The sequence below is a fragment of the Herbiconiux sp. A18JL235 genome, assembly GCF_040939305.1.
Classification (GTDB): Bacteria; Actinomycetota; Actinomycetes; order Actinomycetales; family Microbacteriaceae; genus Herbiconiux.
Genome location: NZ_CP162511.1, coordinates 3036238 through 3058606, shown reverse-complemented (window position 1 = coordinate 3058606; position 22369 = coordinate 3036238). Strand labels below are relative to the sequence as shown.

Below are 22369 nucleotides of genomic sequence, written 5' to 3'. Positions count from 1 at the left end.
CGCCCTGGCCCGACGGCGGCGAGTGCTCCGTCAGCTCGATTCCCGGCGCACCAGTTCGACGTCGAGCACGAGGTGGTCGGCCTCCGCCCGGTCGTCGTCGGAGAGGAGCAGTTCGCACGCGCGGTCGGCGATCTCGGCTATCGGCTGACGGATCGTACTGAGGCGCACGATCGAGTCGGCACCGAAGCGGATGTCGTCGTGACCGACGATCGCGATGTCGTCGGGCACCCGGATGCCGCGGCGCAAGAAGTTCTCCATCAGGCCGATGGCGATCACGTCGTTGGCGCAGATCACGCCGTCGGTGTGGGGGGCCTCGGCGAGGATGGAGGCGACGTGAGCGTTCTCCTCGAACCTCGACGGGTCGTCGGAGTCGATCCGAGTGAACGTCACGTCGGCGAGGCCGCTGTCGTCGATCGCCGCCTGAGCGCCGTCCATCCGGTCTTCGAGCAGGTGGCGTGCCCGGGGGCCACCGGCGAACACGACGTTCCGCCGCCCGATCTCGAGCAGGTGCTGCATCGCGAGGTACCCGCTGCTGCGCTGGTCGATGTTGATCGACGAGGCCCCCGAGCCCGCTTTGGGGTCGCCGAGCAGCACGACCTTGGCACCCGCCGAGCGGAGGGCGCGGAGGTCGACGCGGCTGTCGTCGACCGAGGTGATGAGCACGCCCTGCACCCGCATCTCGGCAAGGCTCCGCAGCTGGGTCTGCTCAGCCGCGAGGTCGCCGCCGGTGTCGCAGAGCACGACCACGTACCCGCGGTCGCCCACCGCGCGCTGCACGTTGCGCCAGAGTTCGATGAAGTAGGGATTGAGAGCGTCGGGGACGACGAGGCCGATGACGCGCATCCGCATGCCCCGGAGGGTGCGAACCGCCCGGTTGGGCACGAAGCCGAGGTCGACGATCGCTGCCTCGATGCGGTCGGCGAGCTCGGGGCTGACGAACTTCGTGCCGTTGATGAGGTTCGACACCGTGGCGATCGACACGCCCGCGCGCTCGGCGACATCCCGGATGGTCGACCCGCCGTCTTGACTCACGCCCCGGCCCCCTTGCTCTGCATCAGCGAATCTATCAAGTCCCCGTGCCGCCCCGCGCCTCCGCGTCGATCTGGGCATTGATTCTTCACCGACGACCGCCTACTGTGGCGAGTTAAATGTTTCAACGAGTACGAGGAGGTACCCGTGCAACGAGGTTTCCACAGAGCCGTGACGGCCGTGGTCGTGTCGGCCGGATTGGTGGTCGCCGGACTGGCAGCTGCTGCCCCCGCCCAGGCGGCGGGCACAGTTCGGTACGTGTCCACCGTCAGCTGCTCCAACTCCGGGCCGGGCACCTCGCCCTCCGCCCCGTGGTGCGACTTCACGAACGTGAACAGCGCCACGCTCGTCGCGGGCGATGAGATCCGTCTCGCTCGAGGCAGCACCTGGAACCAGGAGCTGCGCATCGACGACTCGGGCACGGCGGCTGCGCCCATCGTCGTCGACGCCTACGGCTCGGGCGCGCGGCCGGCAATCGTGCGCAGCGGCGCGAACAGCGATCGCGGGGTGTACCTCGAGAACGTGTCGAACGTGACCGTGCGCAACCTCGAGATCAGCCACGCCGCCGTCGGGGTGCAGGCGTACTACAGCACGCTGAACCACTCGGGTCTCACCATCAGCGACATCTACGCCCACCACATCACCGGTATCGCCCAGGGCAACAACCCCGTCTACGACGGCACCTGCAGCCAGTCCCCGATTCCGGGTCTGTACACCTCGGCCGGAGTCGCCATCACCGGGCCCGCCACCAAGAATGGAAGCGTCACCACGTTCCCGTTCACCTCCTCGCAGACCGCGCTGACCGGTCTCGTCGTCACCCGGGTCGAGGTGACGGCGTCGAACATGGGCGTGATGGTCGGGTGGTGCAACGGCGTGCGCAGCACCGACGGAACCGACGGCACGAGCCTCATCACGAACGCCGTGTTCGACAGCCTCAACCTCCACGACCTCGACGGGGGAGGGGATGTCCGGGCCGACTGCCCGAACGCCATCACCCTCATGAACATGCAGAACTCCACACTGCGCAACTCGGTCATCGACCGGGCCGGCGCCTGCCACTCGCGCGACGGCACGGCGGGAATCGTGCTCATGCGCATGAAAGACGTGGTCGTCGCCAACAACATCGTCGCGAACGTGCCGAACGTCGGTTCTGCCGCCGATCAGATGGGCATCGACCTCGAGTACGCGACGTCGAACGTGAGCATCTTCAACAACGCCATCACCGGCAACTACGGTGCGGGAATCAGCTCGTTGGCCATCCGCAGTGCCGCGTGCGGGTCGAGCGACACCTTCGACCACAGCGACTGGAACACGATCTCGTCGAACCTCATCCAGGGCAACGGGGCGAACGGTGACGGCGGCATCCGTCGGGTTTCCAACTGCTTCACCCCCACGGGAACTATCAACAACAACCTCTACCAGCAGAGCCAGTTGTTGGTGTCGGGGCCGGGGGAGGACTTCCGCGGGTACATCTTCTCGAACAACCGCGACGTCGCCGGCAACGCGTCGGCCTGGTACGCCGCCCGTGACTTCAGCTCCTCGGCGAACGCCTGGTCGTACGCGTCGAAGTCGGGGTCGGGCGGCTGGACGAGCCTGCCCTACAGTGCGTCGGCGGGCTCGTACACGAGCGGCACGGCCTTCGTCTCGGCGTTCCTCGCGAACCCGTCGTCGACACTCGCGGTCTCGCGGGCCTGGACGGCTCCGGCGACCGGCACGATCTCGATGCGGAGCCGGGCCCTGCTGGTCGGCGGCAGCGCCGCTGTGGTGCGGGTGACGGTGAACGGCAACCAGGCCTATCCGGCGCAGACGGTGCAGCCCTCGGCGACGGGAGTCGAGCTCAACCTCGACGCTCTCGCCGTGACAGCGGGCGACGTGGTGCGGTTCGAGGTGGATGCTGCGGCCGGTGCGCAGGTGTCGTGGGTGCCGGCGATCGGCTACGACGCGGGCACGCCCATCCTCGACCAGAGCAACGAGTTCGGCGCGTTCCAGAGCTACCGCGACATTCGAGGCACGGTGCAGCGCATGCAGTCGTTCGTGCCCCTGGCGGCTGACACGCGCGCGGCGATCTGGGCGTACAAGAACGGCAGCCCCGCCGGAGACCTGGTGGTGAAGGTGTACCAGCTGAACAGCTCGGGCCAGCCCACGGTCACAGTCGCCACTCGCACCATCGGTGCGGCGTCGGTGTCGACAAGTGCCACGCGCTTCGACGTGACCTTCGGTGCCCTCACCGCCGGTCAGAGCTATGGCATCGCCATCTCGTCACCGGGCAGCACGGGCAACGGCACGTCGAACTCGTACGGCTTCGCGTACTCGGAGGACTCCCGGTACGCCAACGGACGCGCGTCGTTCAGCGGCGACTCGGGTGCCTCGTGGGCGCTCGACCCTGCGGCACGGGATCTGCGGTTCGCAAGCTATCGGTGACGGTCTCCGGTGGCCCGCGCCGGGTGCAACCTCTCAGATTCTCGGCGTCGAGCCGATCGGGGGAGGTGCAGCGGCGCGGGCCGCACGGCGGCGGCGCAGGGTGAACGAGATCGCGAGCGCGGGCAGCCCGAGCAGCAGCACCCAGAACACGACGATGCCGCCAATCCACAGGCCCTGCGCGACCGCGAAGTCGCTCTGAGCCGTCGCGACGTCGGCGTCGGAGACCTCGTGAAGGCTGCCGACCGGGCCGTGCGCGACTCCGCGCGGTGGATCGTCGAGGACGATCAGGAAGTCGAGCTCCTTCGGGAAGTCGGAGGACGGTGGGAAGCCCCAGTGCTCATCGCCGGCTAATGAAACCGTCGTGGCCGACCCTCCGCGCGCATCCGGAATCTCGGCCGAGTAGTAGGCCGTGGCCTGCGGCAGCCCCGGGTTGGTCTCGACGTCGCTGAGCCGGCCCGTGACCACGACGCTGCGGCCGGCGGCGTCTTCGGTGAAGGCGACACGCTCGTGGGCGGAGTCTTTGGCCCCGCCGAGGAGGCCGAGCCCGATGAGACCGGGAATGATGAACAGGCCGAACACGAGCCAGACCGGCCAGGCGGCGGGTGGCTTCGTCATGTGTCGAGCACCAGCGGCGGCAGCAGCCGCCATCCGGCGAGCAGCACGAGCCGCTCGGCATCCCGGCGCTTCGCCCGCTGCACAGCGATGAACGCGAAGACCGACCACACGATCATGCCGCCGCCCACCACGATCGCGCCGATCGCGCCGATGAGCGGAACGTCGTCGGGCTCGATCACCATGATGATCCCGACCAGCGCCACGATCAGCCCGACCACGCTCGCCCCGAACGCGAGCCCTCGCCGCAGGCGGAGCGCAGGTTGGCTGAAGGCGGCGAGCAGGGGCATCGCGATGCCGAGGTGGCGATCGGATGCGGGAAGCGAGTTCCACGCGGCATCCGCAAGCCGGCGCCGACGTCGGATGTCTGCGTCGGCAATGGCGCACCAAGCCAGGTAGAACAGCACGCCGAACACCATGCCGCCGAGCACGCTGATGCCGATGGAGTCGTTGAGATCGGACTCGATCGAGCCCCCACCCGCCGTCTCGGCGATCACCGCGATGACGATCGCGCCCGCGGCCACCACGATGGGCAGCACCGTGACCCAGAAGGCGGTGCGACGCAGGCGCTGGAGGGTCGATACTTCGGCTGTCAGCTGAGCGGCGGCTGCAGCGTCCGCTTCGGCCCACTCGGCCTGGATGCGCGCGGCCTCGTCGCTCGAGATGGAGCCCGCAGGTTCCGAATGGCTGGTGGAGCGGGCTGAGCCGACTGCTGAGGGGCTCCCGGATGCGCTCTTCCCGTCTCGAGGTTCGATGAATGGTGCCAGCTCGGCGAGCAGCGTGGCCGGCGACACTCGCGACTTACCGCCCACTCCGATGATCGTCACGGCGGCCGCGCGTTGGCGTTCGGTGAGCCCCGTCTCGTCGACGGCTCGTGCAGCATCCGCGTCGATGCGGTTCGCCTCGGCGCCTGCTGGCAATGCGGCCACGAATTCGCTGAGTGCTTTGAGGCCCTCGGCGCTCAGCCCTCGCATGGGCCGCCCCGCCACGAGCACCCGCGCCGAGGGGCCCTCCTCCGACACGAATCGGTAGCTGAGGTAGGTGGCCGTGCCGGAATCCGACATCGATCGCCACAGCTCGGTGATCGAGTCGAGCGGTACCTCCCGCCCGCGCAGGCGGGCGACGCGCCGCTGAGCATCCCACGCGACCGTGCCGTAGGCCAGGCCTAAACCCAGCGAGATGCCGCCACCGAACAGGATCAGCAGCGTGATGAAGGCGAGCGCGTAACTCCAGGCGCCTGCGCCGAGCCAGCTGTACAACCCTGACAGGGGCACGGCAAGCGCGAACCCCGCGAAGACCGAGAGCCCGGCAATCAGCGGGATCGCCCCCACGAGCGGATGCCCCCCGATGCGAACCATAGTCAACAGTTGCATGACAGCCCCCTCTCGACAATGTGTGAGGGGGAGTACCGTGACCCGCATGGGAACCAGAGCGGGGCGCCTGACGCTCATCATCATCGGCATCGTCGCCATCGTGTTCGGTGCCCTTTTCGCCGGCCAGGGGGCAAACCTCATTCCGGGCAGTTCGATGACGGGCGATCCGACGTGGCTCTTCATCGGCCTGGGCCTCGTAGTGGTGGGTATCGTGCTCGTGGTGCTCGGTGTGCGGCGCCGTAAGGGCAGTCTCTGACGGGTGCCCGCGGGCTGACCGCGATGGTGATGGTCGAAGGCGGCGTCGGCGGCGGCTCGGTCTCGGGCGCAGTGCGCAGGCAGGGCGGCCTCTACGGCTGCCCTCGGCCGATGCTCAGGCGGCGTAGTGCTGTGGCCGGGCGGTGGGTCGGCGGGTGGTAGGTATGGGGGTTTGGGTGATGTCGATCCATCGGGGCGGCACGATGTGCGGGACGCCTTCGCGCATGACGAGTCTCCACGCTGATTTGTGGAGGTGGGAGTGGTGGAAGTGGCAGAGCAGCACGCCGTTGTCGATGTCGGTGCGGCCTGGCGGATGATCGGGTGAGACCCATTCGTCGGCATGATGTGTTTCGCAGTAGGAGGGTGGTCTGTCGCAGTCGGGCCAGACGCATCCGCCGTCTCTGGCGGCGAGGGCCCGGTTCTGAGCGGCGGTGAACAGTCGCTTCGTCTTGCCGTGGTGAAGCACCTCGCCCCGATCGCCGAACACGGTGGCGGCGAGGGGGGAGTGGCAGCGCAGCTGCGCCACGGTCGAAGCCGGGACGGGCTCATCGACGCCGTCAATCCAACCCACCCCACGCCCTGCCTCGAGGTCGTCGAGAGTGATGTGGACGTTGACGGTGGTGGTGGCGCCATTGATGCGTGGCATGTCGGGGGAGCCAGCGGCGCGGGCGAGAAGCTCGGTGATGGTGTCAGCGTTCTTCTGCGCCTGCGTACGCGTGTCAGCGGTCGCGAACTCCGCCATCGCCTCGTCTTCGCTGAGGAACCGCGGCCCGGTCACGCGGGGACTCTGCATCGCCTGAATGCTCGCGAGCCAGATTCCGCCCTGCTCAGGCGTGAGGGCGAACTTCCCGCGGATCATGCCGTCGCTGGCCTGCGCGATGGTGAGTGAGCGCTGCTGCTGGTGGAGTTCGTCCCGGGGTTCGGCGCCGTCGGGGTCGAGGATTTCGCGCAGGCGGATGGCGAGCTTCGCCGTCTGGTCAGCCGACAGGCCCCTCGTGAGGGTCTCGTCGACGAGGGTCTGCTCGGCACTGGCCACCACATCAACCCCACACCCCCGCTGGGCGAGTTCACCGCACTGCCTGACGATGACCGCCGCCGCCTCCACCCCGAGCCCACCCTCATTAAGCGCCGAAGCAACGCTCGGGAACGGCACCGGCCCCTCGCCCCCGCCAAGCAGCATCGCCCCGCGCATCCGCCTCCCGAGTTCAAGCCGAGCCTTGCTCTCCCGCGCCGACACCCCCGTCACGTGCGCGACGAGCTTGAGCGGGCTGGTGAAGTTCTGCGCCCGACTCAACCCCTCGTCACCGAGCTCACTCCGCGACCGCACCGCCACCTCCCCGGCAACCCGAACCTGCCCCGCCGAAACCACCCGCCCCACAGTCTCGACAGCGGCCATCACCTCAAGCACCTCGTCGTCGGAGAACCCGGATAGCAGCTCCGCGACCTCGCCCATCACGGCGCGGAGATCGCCTACGATCTCGCTCAGCCGGCAGGAGATTCTCATACTGAGATTCTATCAGTAATACCTGATGAAAAGTCGTTTAATTCGACCGCCAGTCACAAAAGATGATGACCGACCGTCCCACCGCTCATCATTCGATCTCGGCGACCAGCCATCACCTCGATGGCAAGCGCGCAGCGCGCGGCAGTGCTTACAGAATCACGAATAGACGGCCACTACCGGGTAGACGCCCACCCCCGAAAAAGCTGCCGCGCGCTCCGCGCTTGCCGACGATTGCCCAGCAGCCACACACAAACAACCACCTGAACACGGTTTGACCCCATCTCCCCAATCGCCCCACGGAAATGATCACCGCACCGAGATCGCAACGAGGCTGCGTGGAAGATGACGCATGGGAACGGGTACCCAGTTACAGCAGCCGCGGAACCTTCGCCGCCTACGTCATGAGTCGGCGACGGCGCGGCGTGAGCGACGGCGCATCCACCTCTGCGTCACGCTGCCATCCTCCAGCGATCGGGCCCGTGAACGGTGTCCCCATCCTCGTGAACCGTGACTGCATCCTCGGTTCGAAAGGTGTTGAACGTCCTGCACGGCTACTTCAGTGCGATCCCGGGCGTGCAGGTCGATTTCCTTGCCCCGCCGCTCCGCCGCGGAGCCTGGCCGCTCCCACAGCGATTGCGGTCAGAGCGATGCCGATCGCCAAAACCAAGCCGCCCACCGGCGCCCAGGTGCCGACGCCGGAGCCCGTCGCGGCGAGTGTCGCGCCGGTTCCGGAGCCGGCGGTGCCGGTCTGGCCAGCGCCCGAACCATCAGCCGGTGGGGCGCCCGCGCTGCCCGGCGGGGCCCATGCCGCGTAGTACGTGAGGGTCTTCGGGCCGCCGCCACCGAGATCCGTGTCGGTGGTCAGCCGCGTGCCGCCGTCGGTGCTGGGGTACCAACCCTCGTAGACGTATCCGTCGCGCACCGGGAGGGGGAAGGTGACGTCACCCGCAGCGTCGAGGGTTCGCGCGAAGATGTGCGTTTGGGCGACAGGTGCGGTGCCGCCGTTGCCGTCCCACTTGATCGTGGTGTTGTTGTCGGACACGTTCTCGGGGGAGTCGACCCGACCGCCGTTGACGGTGCGGATCGTGCCGTGGTTGGCGATCGTGCCCCTCGCGACGATCGTGCCGCCGTCGTTGTTCACGGTCATGCCCGCCGGAATCGTGACCGAGTTGCCGGACGGAATCCACAATTCGCTCTTGTCGACGGTGAGCTGCGAGCCTTCCGCGCTCAGATCGATCGCCACGCCACTGGATGCGGACGGGGTCACGATGGACTGTCCGCTGATCGTCAGGCTGACCGGGGCCGCCCCGTCAATGCCTCGGGCGCCGGCGCCGATCCCGGTTCCGGTGGGTCCCCCGCTCGCGTCGATGTTGCCGTTGACGATAATGATGGGCGGGAGCGCACCGTGGGCGCCGGCCCCGCCACCTATGCCGGCAGCACCGCCGTCGCCAGTCGCATCCACGATTGCATCGTTGATCGTGATCGTTCCGATCGTGCTGTCAGGGCCGCCGCCGATGCCGGCACTGGCGAATCCACCGGTCGCCGTGACGGTGCTGTGCCCCGTGAGCGTGACGGCTCCCTGCCATCGGCTGAAAATCGCGCTGCCGATGCCGGCGGCGTACTGCGATGTCGCCGTCACGGTGCTGCCGAAGTTGAAGTTGGCCACGGTGTTGTAGGTGATCGTGATGTCTCCGCTGGCGCCGCCGTTCTCGGCGCCACCGATCGCTGCGGCGGTGCGCGAGGTCGCGTCGACCTTCGCGCCGGCGATCACGATGGTCCCGAATCCGGGAGCCTCGCCAGGATGCCCGAGCGCGGCGCCGCCGATACCGGCACCGTCGTTGGCGTCGACGATGAGGTGTCCGGTGTGATCGATGGTCGTGTCGGTGACCGTCAGCTTGCTGCTCGGAGGAACCTCGATGGCCGCCCGCAGGTCGTCGCGGGTCAGCTTCAGTGTGTGCCCGTTGAGATCGAGGGTGACCGCCCCGCCGTCGCGCACCGAAACGACGGGGTCGGATGCGACACCCGTGAGGTCTTGACTCAACGTGATGACGGCGTCAGGAGCCGCGTCCGTGAATGCACTCGCCAGCGAGGCGACGGTCGGGTAGCCCTCGAGCGCATCCTGAACGACCAGAGACGGCGCCGGCGCTCCCGCGGTGTCGGCATAGGCCACCGTGGGGGCGAGAACCAGAACGCCGGAGAGCGTCGCAGCGGCGATCACGGCGGCACCACTCATTACGAACAGCTTCATGTAGCACCTCATCGGGCTCGGGTCGAAACGTGGATGCACGTCGGCGGAGTCTCAAGGCTCGCCCGACGTTGCGTTACTCATGTTTCCTGCGCCCGGTGGCGCGAGGAATAGACCTAGGTCTGTTTCGGCCACCTCAGCGACTCGGGTGGTTGGGCGCCGCGGGGTGGGTGATCCGGTCGAGTCATAGTCCCGCGGCGCTGCGCGGCCTCCCGCCAGGCCCGATGCCTATGACTCGACCGGATCACCCACCCCACGTCGCCCGCTTTCGGCCGCCCGGAGCCGAGTGGCGTCGGCACCGGGGGATGTTGCGTGAGCCTGAGGCGTCATCGCTTCGGTTCGCGGCCACCTCTGGGCGTAGCCTTTGCGCATGGTTCAACCTCCGAGTGTCTACGAGTGGATCGGCTGCGGTCGGGCGCTGGTTGGACTGTTTCTACGACGCGGTCGAGCGCGAAGACCTCTTGGCGCCGATGTTCGGAGGCAAGGTCACTCGCGAGCATCGCGATGGGGTCAGTGCATGGTGGTCCGAGGTGCTGGGCGGCCGTGCGACGTACACCGCCGAGCACGGTGGGTACCCTCGCATGGTGTCGAAGCACCTGGGGCTCAACATCAGTGCCGAGCAGCGACTCCGCTTCGTAACACTGCTCAGCCGGGCCGCGGATGAGGCCAACTCCCGAGCGATCCCGAAGCGCGCTCAGCGCTGATGGCCTACGCCGAGTGGGGCACGCGAATCGCCGTGGCCAACTCGGCTCCCGGTGCCGAGCCCGTGCCCGAGGCGCCCGTCCCCCGTTGGGGCTGGGGTGAGGCGCCGCCCTACGAGCCGAACTGACCAGCAGTCTGAAGTACCGGTTCAGAACGTGAATCGCTTCCGCGGCGAATCCCGACTCGATCATCACCACACGATGGCCGGCCGTGGCAATCGTCGATCAGAACGCGCAACGCGCACCGGGGCGAATCGCGCAGCACTGCACCTGCTAGGCCGCAAAACTCTCGCTCGCGTCGCGGAGCAACTGGACGGCCGCCGCCGCACCGGCACCCGCACAGCCAGAGACGCCGGCAAAGCCCGAGACGCCTGCGATGACCACCGCGCAGTCCAGCGCGGTCCGCTCGGACCAGTCCTACCTGTCGTTCTCGGCCTTCTCGCGCGTCGGGCTCACTGAGCAGCTAACCAGCGAGTACGGCGAAGGGTTCACGCCCGAAGACGCCGAGTTTGCGATCGCCTATCTAAGATCCACCGGCGCCGTCGACTGGAATCAGGAAGCCGCTGAATCAGCCAAGTCGTACCTTGAAATCCAAGGTTTCTCCCGCGACGGGCTGTATGAACAGTTGGCGAGCGAGTACGGCGAGGGGGTCACACCCGACCAGGCGAACTTCGGGCTGGCCGCTGTAGGCCTGTGAAGGCCAGCAGGGGAAGGGCGATCCAACTCCCCGCCTCAACGAGGCCGGCATGATCATCGGCCTCGACCTCCGCTTCGACACGACGACGGGCCGCATCGTCGTCGACCGCGCCCCGTGCTTGGACAAGAGGGGCAAGGAGGTGGACAACGCGCTCGGTCACACCTAATCCAACGAGGACCTGCTTCGGTATATCCAGAATGTCTACGCGGTTGCTATTCACGAAGAGCATCCGCGGCACCTCCGTCTACATCCACGACCCCGCTCTGCGAGGCTGTCTAAAGCAGTTCGTCTCGCAACGCCACGGTTTGTCAGTCTGCAGAATCGACGTAGCTCTGGAGTAGTTCCTTCACGACCTCGGTCAGTGTCCGGCCCTGTCGCGCCGCCTTTGCCTGAGCAGCTGAATAAAGCTCGGGCGGAATTCGGAAAGACTTGTGCGGCGTCTTGGGCTGATTGGGCATTGACTAATGGTGCCAGAGGTAACCACTTGCGGGGTGTACATCCACCCCGTATCATTGGTGGTATGACACCTCAAACTATGTTCAACTCTGTAATCGTTCCGACGTATCTCGCCGATGAGTTCAGGCGTCTGGCGCGGAATGATGGTTTATGCGCCGAGGAAGCCCTCATTCATTTGCTCTCCGACTGGGTAAACGATCCCGAACCAAAGTCTGAGTGGAAGGATCTGGCCAAGTCTCTCTACGAGTCCGAGCAATACCTCGCCAGCAGGGGCAATGCTGACTGCCACGTTCTGCTGATTGATCGGGGGTACACCGCAGGCCAACTTCGTCGATGCCGAAACTGTGGGATTCGCGTGCCGAAGGCACTTCGGATCATGCCGTGGAAGGCTTGCTCAGACGACTGCGCTGATGCGCTTTGGATTAGAGCAAACGGCTCTAATGTCGAAGACGCTTAGGGTGCAGTTGTGGTGTCATAGTCCTAGTTGCACGACGTTCTAGACGAGACCGATCTCGAAGTATTGACACCGATTCCTCACAGGCGGTCGCAACAAGACGTTTCAGTGGTGAAGCTCGCAAGTAGGACTGAAGGAAACGAGCTCACTCGGGCGAATTAGATGTTCACAGTCCGGGATCTGGCTGTCACTTTGTTGTGAGCTTCCCGATCAACGATTCGATCTCCGATACTCTCCGAGGCGACCATGACTTTGGCGCCTCACGTTCGGCTGCAACGCTGGCACCCCCCTTGGTCCGTAGTCGCGCTGTTACTCATCCCGGAGCGCGGTGGCCTCGAAGCAATCAAGCTTCGCGTACGCAGCTGCGTATCTCAAACCTCTCTCAGCGGAAGAACCTCGTCGTAGAGCTCCGCACAGTTTATTCGGGCTACGATGCCACTGCGACCTGCTGTCCAGTTCCGTACGAGGGCCGCGGGTACGCCGATCTCGCTATGGAAGTGAATGCGCTTCTCAGGAGCCCAGGCGCCCTGCTCCTGGTTCTGCTCGACCAGGAACTCGACGTCCGGCGAGCTGATCAGGTAATCGAATGCTTCTCGCTTCTCTGCTTCGCTTAGGAACTCCACTTGCCCGTTTTTGCCGTACACCAGTTTCGTCATCGAAACCTCCCCGAGTTCATTGATGGTGATTCCAATCAATTCTATTCGACTGGCGTCGCCCGGGGCTAAACACATGACACTTGCGGGCCCACCTCGGTTGCTCTTGGCTCGCCGGAATCAGTTTGAACTTGCCGAGGGATCTGTGGCGCGTGCGGAAATTGGTTTCAGGACATGTGCCGTTCAGGTTCGGCGGCGACGACGGTGTCGAACAGGCCGATTCGTCGGCGGCCGCCGTTCACGGCTATTCCTGTGTACGAGAGTGATGCGTCTTCGTAGCGCCTGAACGCGAATACTGCCTGGTTCATGTGCCCGGCGTTGAAGACACCCAGCGACACGAGCAGGTTGAAGTCGTCAACCGTCAGACCTGTTACCGCCTTGAAAAGCTCGGGCTCGATCTTCGTTACGACATCGTACAGTGTGTTCTCGCGGTAATCCGTCAGGTACATGAACGCCGGGATACGAGTCGCGAACTTGATCAGCTTTTCTTGGATCTGCTTTCGCTTGGACTTGTATTCCTTCTCCTCAGTTGACAGCTCGGCCTTATCGCCGGGAGTTAGATCATCGCCCTTTTCTTTCTTAGTCTTGTTGACGGCTTCGCTCTTGTTGACGACAGTTTCGAAGACGTTGGAGCCGAGCGCTCGAAATCCCTCGATGTTCATCACAGCATCCAGTGCCGCCTGAGAGTCCATGATTTTCCGAAGCGTAAAGTTGTCAACGTTGACGAGGACGGCCGACTCCCACTTGCGGGCAAGAAGCGTCGCAGAGGTCCCCGCCATAGCAATGTCGAGGATACCGGCGGCGTCAACCTGCGTCATGTGTGATCCGTCGTATGCAAGGACGGGCAGGAACTTCACCAGCTCTTCGACGGCATTCTCCGGGTTGCGTTCCTCAGGTGCGAGTCCGGTTCCGTAATCGCTCATCTGACGAAGGGCACGCGTCGGCGCGAAATCGAAGACGAAGCAGACAGGCTTGAGGACATCCTCGCGCGAAGGGTTATCGCCATCTGGATTGCGGATAGTCCAAGGCGACTGAACTCGGAACGCCGCCTGAAAATATGTCTCGGGTGCCTGCAGATTGCGGAGCATGAGGATCGAGGACCATTGCGGTATGGTCACCCCGGTCGTGAGCTTACCCACGGTGAGAGTGATCGTCTTGGTGTCGAACCCGCTACCGATCGCCTGGCGAACAGGCGGGAGAGCGTCGAGTCCGACTCCGATGCCAGGGGCAGAGACATTGACGACTTTATAGTCGTGCCAGAAGACGTTGTGCGGCTCGGCAAGCAGATTCGCCATTGCGCCACAGGCTGCGGTTCGCGGCAGCATCCAGAGTGAGTGCTGAAGGTATGGCAAAAGGCGAGTGTCGGAGTAAGGAAATGGCGGACGAGTGCCGGACTTTAGATAGTCAACCTGAGTGGGCGCATAGTTGCCGCGAATAATGTCGAGCCACTTCTGCACGTCGTCTTTGTGCACGAACTCTGCGACACCGTCGACTACCTTCGCCTCGAAAAACGCGTTGAGGTCGAACTCGTCGAATTCTCCTTGGCTCGCGACCGCAAGTAGCTCTTCGGGCATCTGGTATGTCAGCAAGCGCATTTCGGGGAGGGCGGCGTAAGGGCTCGGTTGGTCGGGAAACTCCTGCGCAAACGCCTGCTTTGCGCGTTGCTCATCGGTGTATGTCCAGTTAAAGATCTGTTCTTCGATGAACCGTCCTTCTTTGAGCACTTTGAACGGTGTCCCCGAGAGATAGAGGTAGGCGAGCGCTTTGATCGGAACGAAGGCGTCCTCGTCAAGGCCTGTCTCCTCGAGATTCTCAGCGAACGTCTCAAGATCCTTGCTGAACTCGTCCTCGGTCCCTTTCTTTTGCGACTTGTCGTCTTCGCCCTCGAACAATTCGCGGGCGGCATCACGCCATGCGCCGAAGTGGTATTCGTCGAAGACGACCAGATCCCAGGTGAGCTCGGAAAGCCAGGCGTGCTTAGCCTTGAAATTGCCGGCAGCGTCTCGTCCCAGAAGGTCCTGGAATGACCCGAAATACACCAAGGGCCGGTTGCGATCGACAGTCGCAGGGTCGCCGCCCGTCTTGCGGGACAGGTATTGCCACCCGTCGAAATCGACGTGCGTCTTTAGATCGATGTCCCACGCGTCTTCAACAGCGGGCTTGAATGTCATGACAAGCACGCGTTTGGCTTCCATGCGTTTCGCGAGCTGGTATGCGGCGAAAGTCTTACCGAAGCGCATCTTTGCATTCCAAAGGAATTCCGGCACGGCGCCCGAGTCTTCTGCCCAGCGGCTATCAAAGTACTCGAGCGTGCTTTCGACCGCAGATGATTGCTCGGCGCGCATCGCAAACGTAGCGTGGTGCGTGCCTTCATACTTCTTACCGGCTCGAAGCTCAGCGATCGCGGTCTTCACATCGTCGGCGGTACAACGCATCCACTCGGTGCTCGACTCGAAGACGACGTTCTCAAAGTTCTTCTCAATGAGACGCTGGCGCACCTCGACATCACTGATCAGTGACCCGTCAGAACGCTCCGCAGGCTCGGCGACCTCGACGGTGTAGCCGACGCGTGCTTGGCCCTGTGATTCGCGGATTCGCGTATTCACATCGCGCGTGGTCTGCCCAACCTTCAGGCAGCCGCGCCAGCGCGGCGCTACCTCATCGGATGACCATGCATAGAGCTGCGGACGCGACTCGGGTTTCGTGGGAAGGAGCTCGTCGGTGAGCCTAGGCATCCTTGTCCTCAGCGTCGACCGCGATGGGTTTAATCTGCGATTCGATGAACACGATCTCACTTTCGGTAAGTCCATACTGCTCATAGAGTTCGATGTCGCTCCATGCCCTCGTAAAGTCGCGGTCCGGGACGAAGTCGTACGACGCGCGAGTCATGTTCTGAGTGAGCAGAACGGCAGAAATGAGGAATCGCGCGAATCGGGTCCGCAGATAGTTCGCGGCATTGGATGCTTCCTTCTCAGAGTCAAAGGGTCCGACCACGAGGTACGAGCCTGTGGCGACCGACCCTGGTGGCATGACTTCCACTCGTGAGAGCACTCGGCGTCGCCCCTGTTTGTCTGTCTGCCCGGCATGCTCACTCGAGGTCTTAGAGACCAGCACCTTCCAGGAGTCAATGAGAGAGTGTCCCCGTGCCACATATGAGCGGTCTACGCGGCCGTCTGCGCCGCTTGCGTACAAATAGAGTTCGCCCTCCTTATCACGTTCATGACGGGCGTCGATGGTGAAAGGATTTCTCGCAGACACGCGCCGAGAAAATGCCGCCGCGCCGGGCGCACTTACTTTCTCCACTATTTCAAGCGCTCGATTGTCCCTCACGAAGACGGGGTGCTCGTCGAGTCGCCGTGTCGCGGTGATAGTTTCACCGCCGATCCGCGTCTCCACGACACAGTCCCCGGGGTTGTCACGATCCCACAGAAAAAAACAGACGCCACCCGCAATGTCTACCCCCTCGAAAGCTTGACGCGAATCGGGGAAATCTACTAATCGACGCAGGTGGCGATCACCGAGCATGGATGCGCGGAAACCATCGAGGCCCTTTCCGCCGGTGTACCAGTTGGCTTTGACCACCATTGAAAGAAGGCGCGGCTCTAGCAGTTGTGCCTGTTGAATGAACAGCTGGTAGATCGGACGCGCACTTGATCCTGTGCCGCCGCCATCGGCAAGTTGGTACGGCGGATTTCCGATAATCACATCGAATTGCATGTCGGCTCCAAACACTTTCGCAAGTAATTTTCGCGGGTTGGTCGTGTGGACGAAGGCGTAGGCGTGAGTCTCGAACTCGTCGCCGCGCCCGTAGCCCGCTTTCGATGCGCCGCAATAGGAGCACTTCTCACCTGCCCAAGTGTGCTGCGTGCGCTCAAACCAAATATTGCCCCAGTCACGATCGAAACTCTTCGCCACGGAGTACTCGCCCGTGGCATCCTTCGAACAATAGACGCTGCGCCTTGCCAGTAACGCAGTCAGTTGTGTGATCCCGATGCCGTAGACCTGCTTGGTCAGAATGTGATCGACTCGCTCCTGCAGGTCTGGGATTTGGTGAGCGAGACCGTCGATCAAGCGTGAGACAATTTCGCGTAGGAACACGCCCGACTTCGTGAAGGGATCGAGGAATTTGACGTCAGCGTTGTTCCAAATCTGACCGCCGTCGTGGGAATCGGCCCAGGCGCGAGCCACCATGTCGAGCATCTGGTTCGCGAGTGCGGGCGGTGTGAACACTTCGTCGTTGGAGAGGTTCGCGATGCACGTCAGAACATCCGGGTTGTGAGCTCGGAGCGAAAAGCTGGCTTTGGCCTCAAGTGCGGATGTGGTCATGTTGCGATCCTCGGGCGATCTGGTCGAAGGTCATGGCTGGGTATGCGCGTAGTGGAGTGAAGATCTCGTGCTCCTCGAATGCGTCGAAGAGCGTGCCCGATGCCGCGGAGCGTTGCGTCAGGGCGTCGAACCGGAAGTCGCGGCGTTGGTATTTTCCCCGACCTATATATGCCCACTCAGGGAACACAATGGCGGTACTGTGGGCATCGGTCATCGCAAGGGCATCTCCTTGCACGATGTTCACGGCCACCACCGCTCCGGCCGCAGCTACCAAGCCGTCATCGGCGTCGAGCTTCAGAACCCGAGCGAAAGTACTCACCAAGTTGTCGCGACATTCGGCCGCGTTGTCCGGTAGTAGCTCTATCCCGTAGATGCACATCAGTCCAAACAGCGCATAGTGGCGGCGCTCAAAGTTGCTTTGTCCATACCTGGACTGAACAACCGTCAACTTGCGTTCGAGGACCGGCACCAAGAAGTTTCCAGACCCGCAAGCTGGCTCAAGAAACCGCGAGTCGATGCGCTCAGTCTCGCTCTTGACCAAGTCGAGCATGTCCTCCACCATCCACCGCGGCGTGAACACTTCACCGTGATCGGCGACGCGCTGCCGCGATTTGACGAGCGGGCGCAGTTCGTCCTGCAATATGGCCTCCTGGAAATAACTCGATCCTATCCGCCGGCCCGCATACGCCGGGCGGGCTGATAGCACCTGAACGCGCCATCGGTCAGAGATAGGCGGTGTTGACTTCCACGATCCGAGCCATCTACCCGTCCTGGCTCCATACACTGACGCGTCTGTTGCGATGTTCGTACTCGATCGCTCAGCCAGTTCTACAGCGTCAGCTCCACTGATACCCAAATCGGTGGCGTTCTGCTTGACACTGACGCCCCTCTTGCGGCTACGAGGAACCGCAAAAACGTCTTCGCGGAACTCTCTGGGATAGGGGCAGGCATGATGACATCCTTCCCGCGAGCCGCTCCCAGCACTGACGATCAGTTGTCACTAGTTTCGTTCTTCACGCCCGCCCGCCACCGAACCCTACATGTAGTACGCGTAGCGTGGTGCGGGGATCTCGCCTTCAGGTAGGTGTTTCAGAATGTCCCCGATCGAATCCGCCGTGCGAAGGGTGATAGGCAGACGGCCATCCAGCTGCGTGGCGTTCCAGTTCATCTTCGTCAGCATGAGTAGCTCCGTCGCGATCTCATCCGCACTGGATTCGACGTCTGCGGGACGAAAGGGAAGCGCCGATGGGACATACATGCCGGGGTAGCTCTTGTAGAGCGGAACGCTCCCTCGTGTATATAACACGTGCCGGTTGTCATCAAGTGAGAGCAGAGTTCCCCGCAGGGGCGGCTGTTCCCCTTGGCGAAATAGACGGACTGAATCGTGGTGCGGTAGCCAGATCAGTTCCAGCAGGTCTATGTGCTCGGCATCCGCACCCGCGCGAAATCCCCTCAGCTCTGCGTCGGTGAATGACGAAGCTTTGTGCAACATGACTCGCGCTGGCATCGTTCGGTGCTCAGATCGATAGCGTGCTAGCGATTGCACGAGCAGGTCCTTGGCATTGGCTTCGCTCAGATGCGGCTGTCGGTCTCCCTTGGACTGCCGCGCAGGTGCTCCGCGTACTATGACGCCGTCGCCTCGTTGATTGAACACCTGGGCCACGCTGGTCTGAAGTGTCTCGCCGTCGGTGGTGCGGTAGAACGCAACTCCGATGTAGCAGCTCGTCAGGTCCTGCGGGGCGCGTGTCATGCGCCAGGGCATTCCACCCGCCTTGTAATAGAGCGCAGTGTGCAGATTCCATGCTTTCGTTGCGTCGTCCTGCTGGCCTCGACGCTCGTCTCGGTCTTTTGGTTTGAACGATGGGTCCCACGTGTCGCGCCTCAGGATCTGTATTGGGCGTGACGTCTTGAGTGATCGAGCCTTGAGAAGTGCTCGGAAGTCAGCTCCGACGGAAACAACCTTCGGGTCCTGCCATGGCTTGTCCGAGTTGCCGATGGTCGAGACTTGCTCGGGCAGGGAGTCAGGTCGACAGACAATGACGACGTCGCAGCCCGGCTCCTCGTTGAGCGCGGACAGCTCGGAATCGTAGAGCTCGACAGCTTGTTCGATAGCCCTCAGAGGGTTCATGCCGTCGAGTTTTCGCAGTTCGCTGGCGGATATGGTGCGCTCGAGCCGCGAGTCCCATACGATCGTCGAGTGAAACCCGGCGTTCGTTGCGAACCCTGGAAAGGCTACGAAGAGTCCTGTCAAATGGCTGCGCTTCGCGGCTATCGGGGTGCGGCAGCTGTCCAGCCAACGCTTCACTCCATCGATCGCTTCCTTGGTGCCAACGATGCCTACGCGGATCGTGCGTGATCCAGAACTGTTGAGATCCGCTGGCCCATAGAACGTGACACCGTGCCGTGGATCCGTGTGGCGGCTTCCGTTCGCGAACTCAAGATCGGGCTCATCGATGAATGCGAGCTTCACGCGGAATCACCGAAGAGGTCGAGTTCCGTGTCTCCACTGTTTACCGCCGGCTCCACCGGGCGCTTCCAGGCGCTGTCGTCGATGCCGCGGTCGATGACGAAGGACTGAAGCTCGCCGAACTCGAGGATGCGTGAGCGGGGAGTCTCGATCAAGTTGCCCTCGCGGCGAAGAATCGACGCCCACATCAGCGTTTCTTGACGGACCGCCGCATGACGATCCATCTGCTTCATCTTGGTGAGGAGGCTCGCTGCGAAGTTGGACTCATGTCGGCCGTCCCAGCTGAAGTAGTAGTCGGGCAAGAGCGCACAGAACCAATAGTCGTCGGCGCGTAGGAAACGCCAGCTGAGGGCGGCGTGTCGGTAATAGCTCATTCTTGAAGGGTCCTTCTTGCTCGGGTACCCCTTAAAAACCGTCCGTGAGTGTGATCCTCCCGTGTGCCACTTTCGCATGCTGAGGTCTTCAGGCGCTCGGAAGTACAGAATCCGTCGGTTGAGGTCCATGTCGCAGTCTTCCCGGAGATCGTCTCGCAGCGCTCCGCTGAGTAGCTGTACGACTAATCTCTCCCCGGAATCGCCGTCGCCTGCCAGAAAATCGATGTCGTGAGCCTCGGGGGAACCTTGAGTTGCGGCTTCTAGAGCTGTGCCGTCGGCTTGCGACCATGTCCAAATTCGCCCGTTAGCCACAGCGAAGTCGTGACGACGAGGCAGCTCCGTGGGGCGCTGGGCGCGGTAGACGTCACCGGGCTTTCGCGCTGTCGTTGCATACGAGAGCGCAACGCGTGGTGTAAGCACGCTGACCAAGTTCGAGGTCAGTTTCTCAGTCTTTAACACGGGCACCGGAGTGTGGGCGCGGCCTTCCGGATCGGCGATCGCGAAGAGGTGTTCCGAAATATCGCCGGCGAGTCGCATCGTGGATTTAGTGAAGTCAACACGTCGATCGGCGCGCCGCGCTGGTTCGGCAAAGTAGCTCTGGATGTGCACCCACCAGGCCTCACCGAGTTCCGGATGTGAACAGACCAGAAGCACCGGCTGAGACGCCTTCATCCAGTAATCGAGGTCGCGCTCGTCGCAGATGTAATGGAACCGATCATTGGTCTCCCCAGCGAACGGGTTGTTGCTCGCCTTGCTTTGAACCAAGACGTGCTGGTTACTCATCTCGCCCGTAGCCGGGTCACGCAGTTCGATGCTGCCATCGATACCGGCATCGAGGTTCTGAGCGCGCCACGCGTGTCCCATCTCGGCAACTCTGCCGTGGATGAGAGCTATGCCGGCGTCACCGATCAATTCGCTACGGCTGAGCTTCTTGCCTCCCGGCATCGCTGAACCTCCCCTCATGCTGGATGTAACCAGACTAGGGTGCGGGCCCGACATCTCGACGAAGGTGGCATTTTCGGAATGAAGAGTAACGGGTTGAAGATTGTGCGCACCGGATCCGAGCGATTCTTGGCCTCCAAATGGGTGAGATGGGACCAGCTTCGGGGAGCGTTTGGTGAGGAATTAGCTCGGTACGGATGGCTCCAGGACGCGAGCTAGAAGCGATACACCGACGAGCACGAGCCCGAGCGTCATGGCGATCTCTCTCGCCAGCGTCGCGATCGTGCCGGCGATCGCATGGGGGAAGGCGGCCGACTCGAAGAGCAAACCCAGCCATCCGTCGGTGACTAGCGCGAGGGTGGCACCGATGGCGGTGAGGATCACGCCCGCGATGAACATCTTGCGAGCGGTGAGGCGTGGGGGCATTAGTGGCTCCGGTCGGTCGGGGTGAAATTGCGACAGAATGCCTTCAACTCTGGGCCCAGGCGGGAGAACTCGGATTCGAAGGACATGTCGTCGGGGGACAGGCTGCGCAGTTCAGCCGTTTTCGGTTGCTGCACTAGCGACTCGATTTCGCTGGTTACGCCTGCGACCAGCTGGTCCAAAGGCGCTCTGTCGGCGTTGAACTGGGACGGTTCGGTGAGGAACGTGTTGGCCGTGCTGCTGACGAACTGGATGCACTACTCGTCGAGAGGGTTCGGCTGATAGTCCGAGGGGAGAGAGGGAAGGTCTTGCGTGGGCAGCGCTCGGGTCTGGGAGCTGGCGACGACGGCGTCGACCTGAACACGAGGGCCGATTGCGAACCAGTTGGCGTCGTACAGCAGCCACTGATCGGTGGGGTCGAGCGCCCAGTCCTGGAGCGCGACGGTGGCCGCGAGCGTGGAAGCGTATGCGCGCACTTGCGTGATGCCGCCATCGCTGTCGACGCAGATGAGACCCCGCATCGAAGGCTCGTGGTAAACGTCGTCGTCGAGAGGATACGTGCTCGCGCACTCAAGCGGTTCGGTCAATGACGCAAGCTGATCGGTCAGGGACGTTCCAGCGGTGATTGGTGTTTGGGATGTCGTGCATGAGGAGCAGGCGAGCGCCGCGAGCGAGAGGAATCCCGCCGCGGCGACTCGCCGACCGGCTGGCGTCAGTGCCAAGCGATCATGCCGCCCGCCAGCAGACCGGTCGCATACGCCTTGAGCTTCTGATAGCCGGCCACGTTGCCCCACGCGACATTCTTCGCGCCGCTCTTTCCGCATCCAACACCGAAGTACACGGGCGATCTGGCGGCGTTGTAGCCAAGTCCAGATACGCACGCCTCGGACCGAGAGAACGGAGCGATCGACCAGGTGTACCCGACCTGAGCACCCGGGGAACCCAAGAACGAGCACGTCGCCTGCGACTCTGGACCGTACGCGCCGAATTGCGGGAAGGAAGCTGTGCTGCCGCAGCGGTCGGTGCCGAACAGGTTGCTATCGCCGCCGGTGATGGTTCCATCGCTGTAGATGACGGGATCGTTCGGATCGATCGGCTCCACCTGGACCGGGGGCGTGACCTCGCTGTCGGTCAGCGTGCTCGCTGATGCGGCTCCCGGCGCGAAGAAAAGAGCGGCGCAGGCGATCGCCACTGCGGCTGCGACGCCCAGACTGCCCTGCGCGGTTCGGTTGATGGGGAATGTGATCATCGTTGACCCTTCGATCGGATAGCACTCAATGGATATCCGTTCCCCCGAACTCCGATCAGACTAGGGGAATGAGCAATTGTCAGCAAACGGGCCAATGAGTGCTTAATAAGCCGCGCGTCGAGAGCGACGGCGACTTCAAGGTGACCCGATGAGGCCGTCGTCCGGGGTCAGTAGCAGTCCGCCGACGC

The 22369-nt window shown here is 63.4% G+C and carries 18 protein-coding genes; 4 read left to right on the top strand and 14 right to left on the bottom strand.

Features of this window, described 5'->3' with window-relative positions; genetic code table 11:
• Positions 1-30: 30 nt before the first annotated feature.
• Positions 31-1032 (bottom strand): LacI family DNA-binding transcriptional regulator, encoded by a 1002-nt coding sequence (locus ABFY20_RS14285; RefSeq protein ID WP_368496895.1) that lies wholly within the window; start codon positions 1030-1032, stop codon positions 31-33.
• Positions 1033-1287: 255 nt separating this feature from the next.
• Here ABFY20_RS14285 and ABFY20_RS14280 point away from each other — a divergent pair, with 255 nt between their 5' ends.
• Positions 1288-3450, top strand: a complete 2163-nt coding sequence (locus tag ABFY20_RS14280) for a right-handed parallel beta-helix repeat-containing protein (RefSeq protein WP_368496894.1) — start codon at positions 1288-1290, stop codon at positions 3448-3450.
• A 33-nt stretch (positions 3451-3483) separates the two neighbouring features.
• Here ABFY20_RS14280 and ABFY20_RS14275 read toward each other — a convergent pair whose 3' ends face one another.
• The gene (locus ABFY20_RS14275) at positions 3484-4065 is read right to left on the bottom strand and encodes a hypothetical protein (RefSeq protein WP_368496893.1); all 582 of its coding nucleotides are present in this window, start codon (positions 4063-4065) and stop codon (positions 3484-3486) included.
• Positions 4062-5435 (bottom strand): hypothetical protein, encoded by a 1374-nt coding sequence (locus ABFY20_RS14270; RefSeq protein WP_368496891.1) that lies wholly within the window; start codon positions 5433-5435, stop codon positions 4062-4064. The genes ABFY20_RS14275 and ABFY20_RS14270 overlap by 4 nt, the downstream gene beginning before the upstream one ends.
• Before the next feature lie 46 nt (positions 5436-5481).
• On the opposite strand from ABFY20_RS14270, the gene ABFY20_RS14265 reads away from it, so the two are divergent.
• Complete coding sequence (locus ABFY20_RS14265) at positions 5482-5691, top strand: LPXTG cell wall anchor domain-containing protein (RefSeq protein WP_368496890.1); 210 nt, start codon at positions 5482-5484, stop codon at positions 5689-5691.
• 114 nt (positions 5692-5805) lie between these two features.
• Here the strand turns inward: ABFY20_RS14265 and ABFY20_RS14260 are convergent, their stop codons facing one another.
• Both ABFY20_RS14260 and ABFY20_RS14255 read right to left on the bottom strand, forming a co-directional pair.
• A complete protein-coding gene (locus ABFY20_RS14260) occupies positions 5806-7194 on the bottom strand; it encodes a DUF222 domain-containing protein (protein WP_368496889.1) in 1389 nt (462 codons plus the stop codon).
• A 556-nt stretch (positions 7195-7750) separates the two neighbouring features.
• Positions 7751-9442, bottom strand: coding sequence for an InlB B-repeat-containing protein (locus tag ABFY20_RS14255; protein ID WP_368496888.1), 1692 nt, complete (start codon positions 9440-9442; stop codon positions 7751-7753).
• Positions 9443-9663: 221 nt separating this feature from the next.
• On the opposite strand from ABFY20_RS14255, the gene ABFY20_RS14250 reads away from it, so the two are divergent.
• The gene (locus ABFY20_RS14250; RefSeq protein WP_368496887.1) at positions 9664-10143 is read left to right on the top strand and encodes a hypothetical protein; all 480 of its coding nucleotides are present in this window, start codon (positions 9664-9666) and stop codon (positions 10141-10143) included.
• 373 nt (positions 10144-10516) lie between these two features.
• Complete coding sequence (locus tag ABFY20_RS14245; RefSeq protein ID WP_368496886.1) at positions 10517-10837, top strand: Ltp family lipoprotein; 321 nt, start codon at positions 10517-10519, stop codon at positions 10835-10837.
• 1281 nt (positions 10838-12118) lie between these two features.
• Here ABFY20_RS14245 and ABFY20_RS14240 read toward each other — a convergent pair.
• The 9 genes from ABFY20_RS14240 to ABFY20_RS14200 all read right to left on the bottom strand — a co-directional run bounded on the left by ABFY20_RS14240 (position 12119) and on the right by ABFY20_RS14200 (position 22181).
• Complete coding sequence (locus ABFY20_RS14240) at positions 12119-12403, bottom strand: hypothetical protein (protein WP_368496885.1); 285 nt, start codon at positions 12401-12403, stop codon at positions 12119-12121.
• A 164-nt stretch (positions 12404-12567) separates the two neighbouring features.
• Positions 12568-15135 carry a GIY-YIG nuclease family protein gene (locus ABFY20_RS14235; RefSeq protein ID WP_368496884.1) on the bottom strand — a complete coding sequence of 856 codons (2568 nt, stop codon included), beginning with the start codon at positions 15133-15135 and terminating at the stop codon, positions 12568-12570.
• Positions 15128-16726, bottom strand: a complete 1599-nt coding sequence (locus ABFY20_RS14230; protein WP_368496882.1) for an Eco57I restriction-modification methylase domain-containing protein — start codon at positions 16724-16726, stop codon at positions 15128-15130. Before ABFY20_RS14230 ends, ABFY20_RS14235 begins: the two co-directional genes overlap by 8 nt.
• Positions 16707-17366: an N-6 DNA methylase gene (locus tag ABFY20_RS14225; RefSeq protein WP_368496881.1), complete on the bottom strand. Its 660-nt coding sequence runs from the start codon at positions 17364-17366 to the stop codon at positions 16707-16709. The genes ABFY20_RS14230 and ABFY20_RS14225 overlap by 20 nt, the downstream gene beginning before the upstream one ends.
• A 396-nt stretch (positions 17367-17762) precedes the next feature.
• On the bottom strand, positions 17763-19196 hold the full coding sequence (locus ABFY20_RS14220) for a hypothetical protein (protein WP_368496879.1): 1434 nt from the start codon (positions 19194-19196) through the stop codon (positions 17763-17765).
• Positions 19193-20512 carry a DUF4365 domain-containing protein gene (locus tag ABFY20_RS14215; RefSeq protein WP_368496878.1) on the bottom strand — a complete coding sequence of 440 codons (1320 nt, stop codon included), beginning with the start codon at positions 20510-20512 and terminating at the stop codon, positions 19193-19195. Before ABFY20_RS14215 ends, ABFY20_RS14220 begins: the two co-directional genes overlap by 4 nt.
• 180 nt (positions 20513-20692) lie before the next feature.
• Positions 20693-20908 carry a hypothetical protein gene (locus ABFY20_RS14210; RefSeq protein ID WP_368496877.1) on the bottom strand — a complete coding sequence of 72 codons (216 nt, stop codon included), beginning with the start codon at positions 20906-20908 and terminating at the stop codon, positions 20693-20695.
• Between the two features lie 281 nt (positions 20909-21189).
• Positions 21190-21453: a hypothetical protein gene (locus ABFY20_RS14205; RefSeq protein WP_368496876.1), complete on the bottom strand. Its 264-nt coding sequence runs from the start codon at positions 21451-21453 to the stop codon at positions 21190-21192.
• Between the two features lie 191 nt (positions 21454-21644).
• On the bottom strand, positions 21645-22181 hold the full coding sequence (locus tag ABFY20_RS14200) for a hypothetical protein (RefSeq protein WP_368496875.1): 537 nt from the start codon (positions 22179-22181) through the stop codon (positions 21645-21647).
• Positions 22182-22369: the final 188 nt, after the last annotated feature.

Coding starts and splice junctions, on each gene's coding strand:
- ABFY20_RS14275 (WP_368496893.1), bottom strand. CDS start 4,065: ATGACGAAGCCACCCGCCGCCTGGCCGGTCTGGCTCGTGTTCGGCCTG.
- ABFY20_RS14270 (WP_368496891.1), bottom strand. CDS start 5,435: ATGCAACTGTTGACTATGGTTCGCATCGGGGGGCATCCGCTCGTGGGG.
- ABFY20_RS14265 (WP_368496890.1), top strand. CDS start 5,482: ATGGGAACCAGAGCGGGGCGCCTGACGCTCATCATCATCGGCATCGTC.
- ABFY20_RS14260 (WP_368496889.1), bottom strand. CDS start 7,194: ATGAGAATCTCCTGCCGGCTGAGCGAGATCGTAGGCGATCTCCGCGCC.
- ABFY20_RS14255 (WP_368496888.1), bottom strand. CDS start 9,442: ATGAAGCTGTTCGTAATGAGTGGTGCCGCCGTGATCGCCGCTGCGACG.
- ABFY20_RS14250 (WP_368496887.1), top strand. CDS start 9,664: ATGCCTATGACTCGACCGGATCACCCACCCCACGTCGCCCGCTTTCGG.
- ABFY20_RS14245 (WP_368496886.1), top strand. CDS start 10,517: ATGACCACCGCGCAGTCCAGCGCGGTCCGCTCGGACCAGTCCTACCTG.
- ABFY20_RS14240 (WP_368496885.1), bottom strand. CDS start 12,403: ATGACGAAACTGGTGTACGGCAAAAACGGGCAAGTGGAGTTCCTAAGC.
- ABFY20_RS14235 (WP_368496884.1), bottom strand. CDS start 15,135: ATGCCTAGGCTCACCGACGAGCTCCTTCCCACGAAACCCGAGTCGCGT.
- ABFY20_RS14230 (WP_368496882.1), bottom strand. CDS start 16,726: ATGACCACATCCGCACTTGAGGCCAAAGCCAGCTTTTCGCTCCGAGCT.
- ABFY20_RS14215 (WP_368496878.1), bottom strand. CDS start 20,512: ATGCCGGGAGGCAAGAAGCTCAGCCGTAGCGAATTGATCGGTGACGCC.
- ABFY20_RS14210 (WP_368496877.1), bottom strand. CDS start 20,908: ATGTTCATCGCGGGCGTGATCCTCACCGCCATCGGTGCCACCCTCGCG.
- ABFY20_RS14205 (WP_368496876.1), bottom strand. CDS start 21,453: ATGCGGGGTCTCATCTGCGTCGACAGCGATGGCGGCATCACGCAAGTG.
- ABFY20_RS14200 (WP_368496875.1), bottom strand. CDS start 22,181: ATGATCACATTCCCCATCAACCGAACCGCGCAGGGCAGTCTGGGCGTC.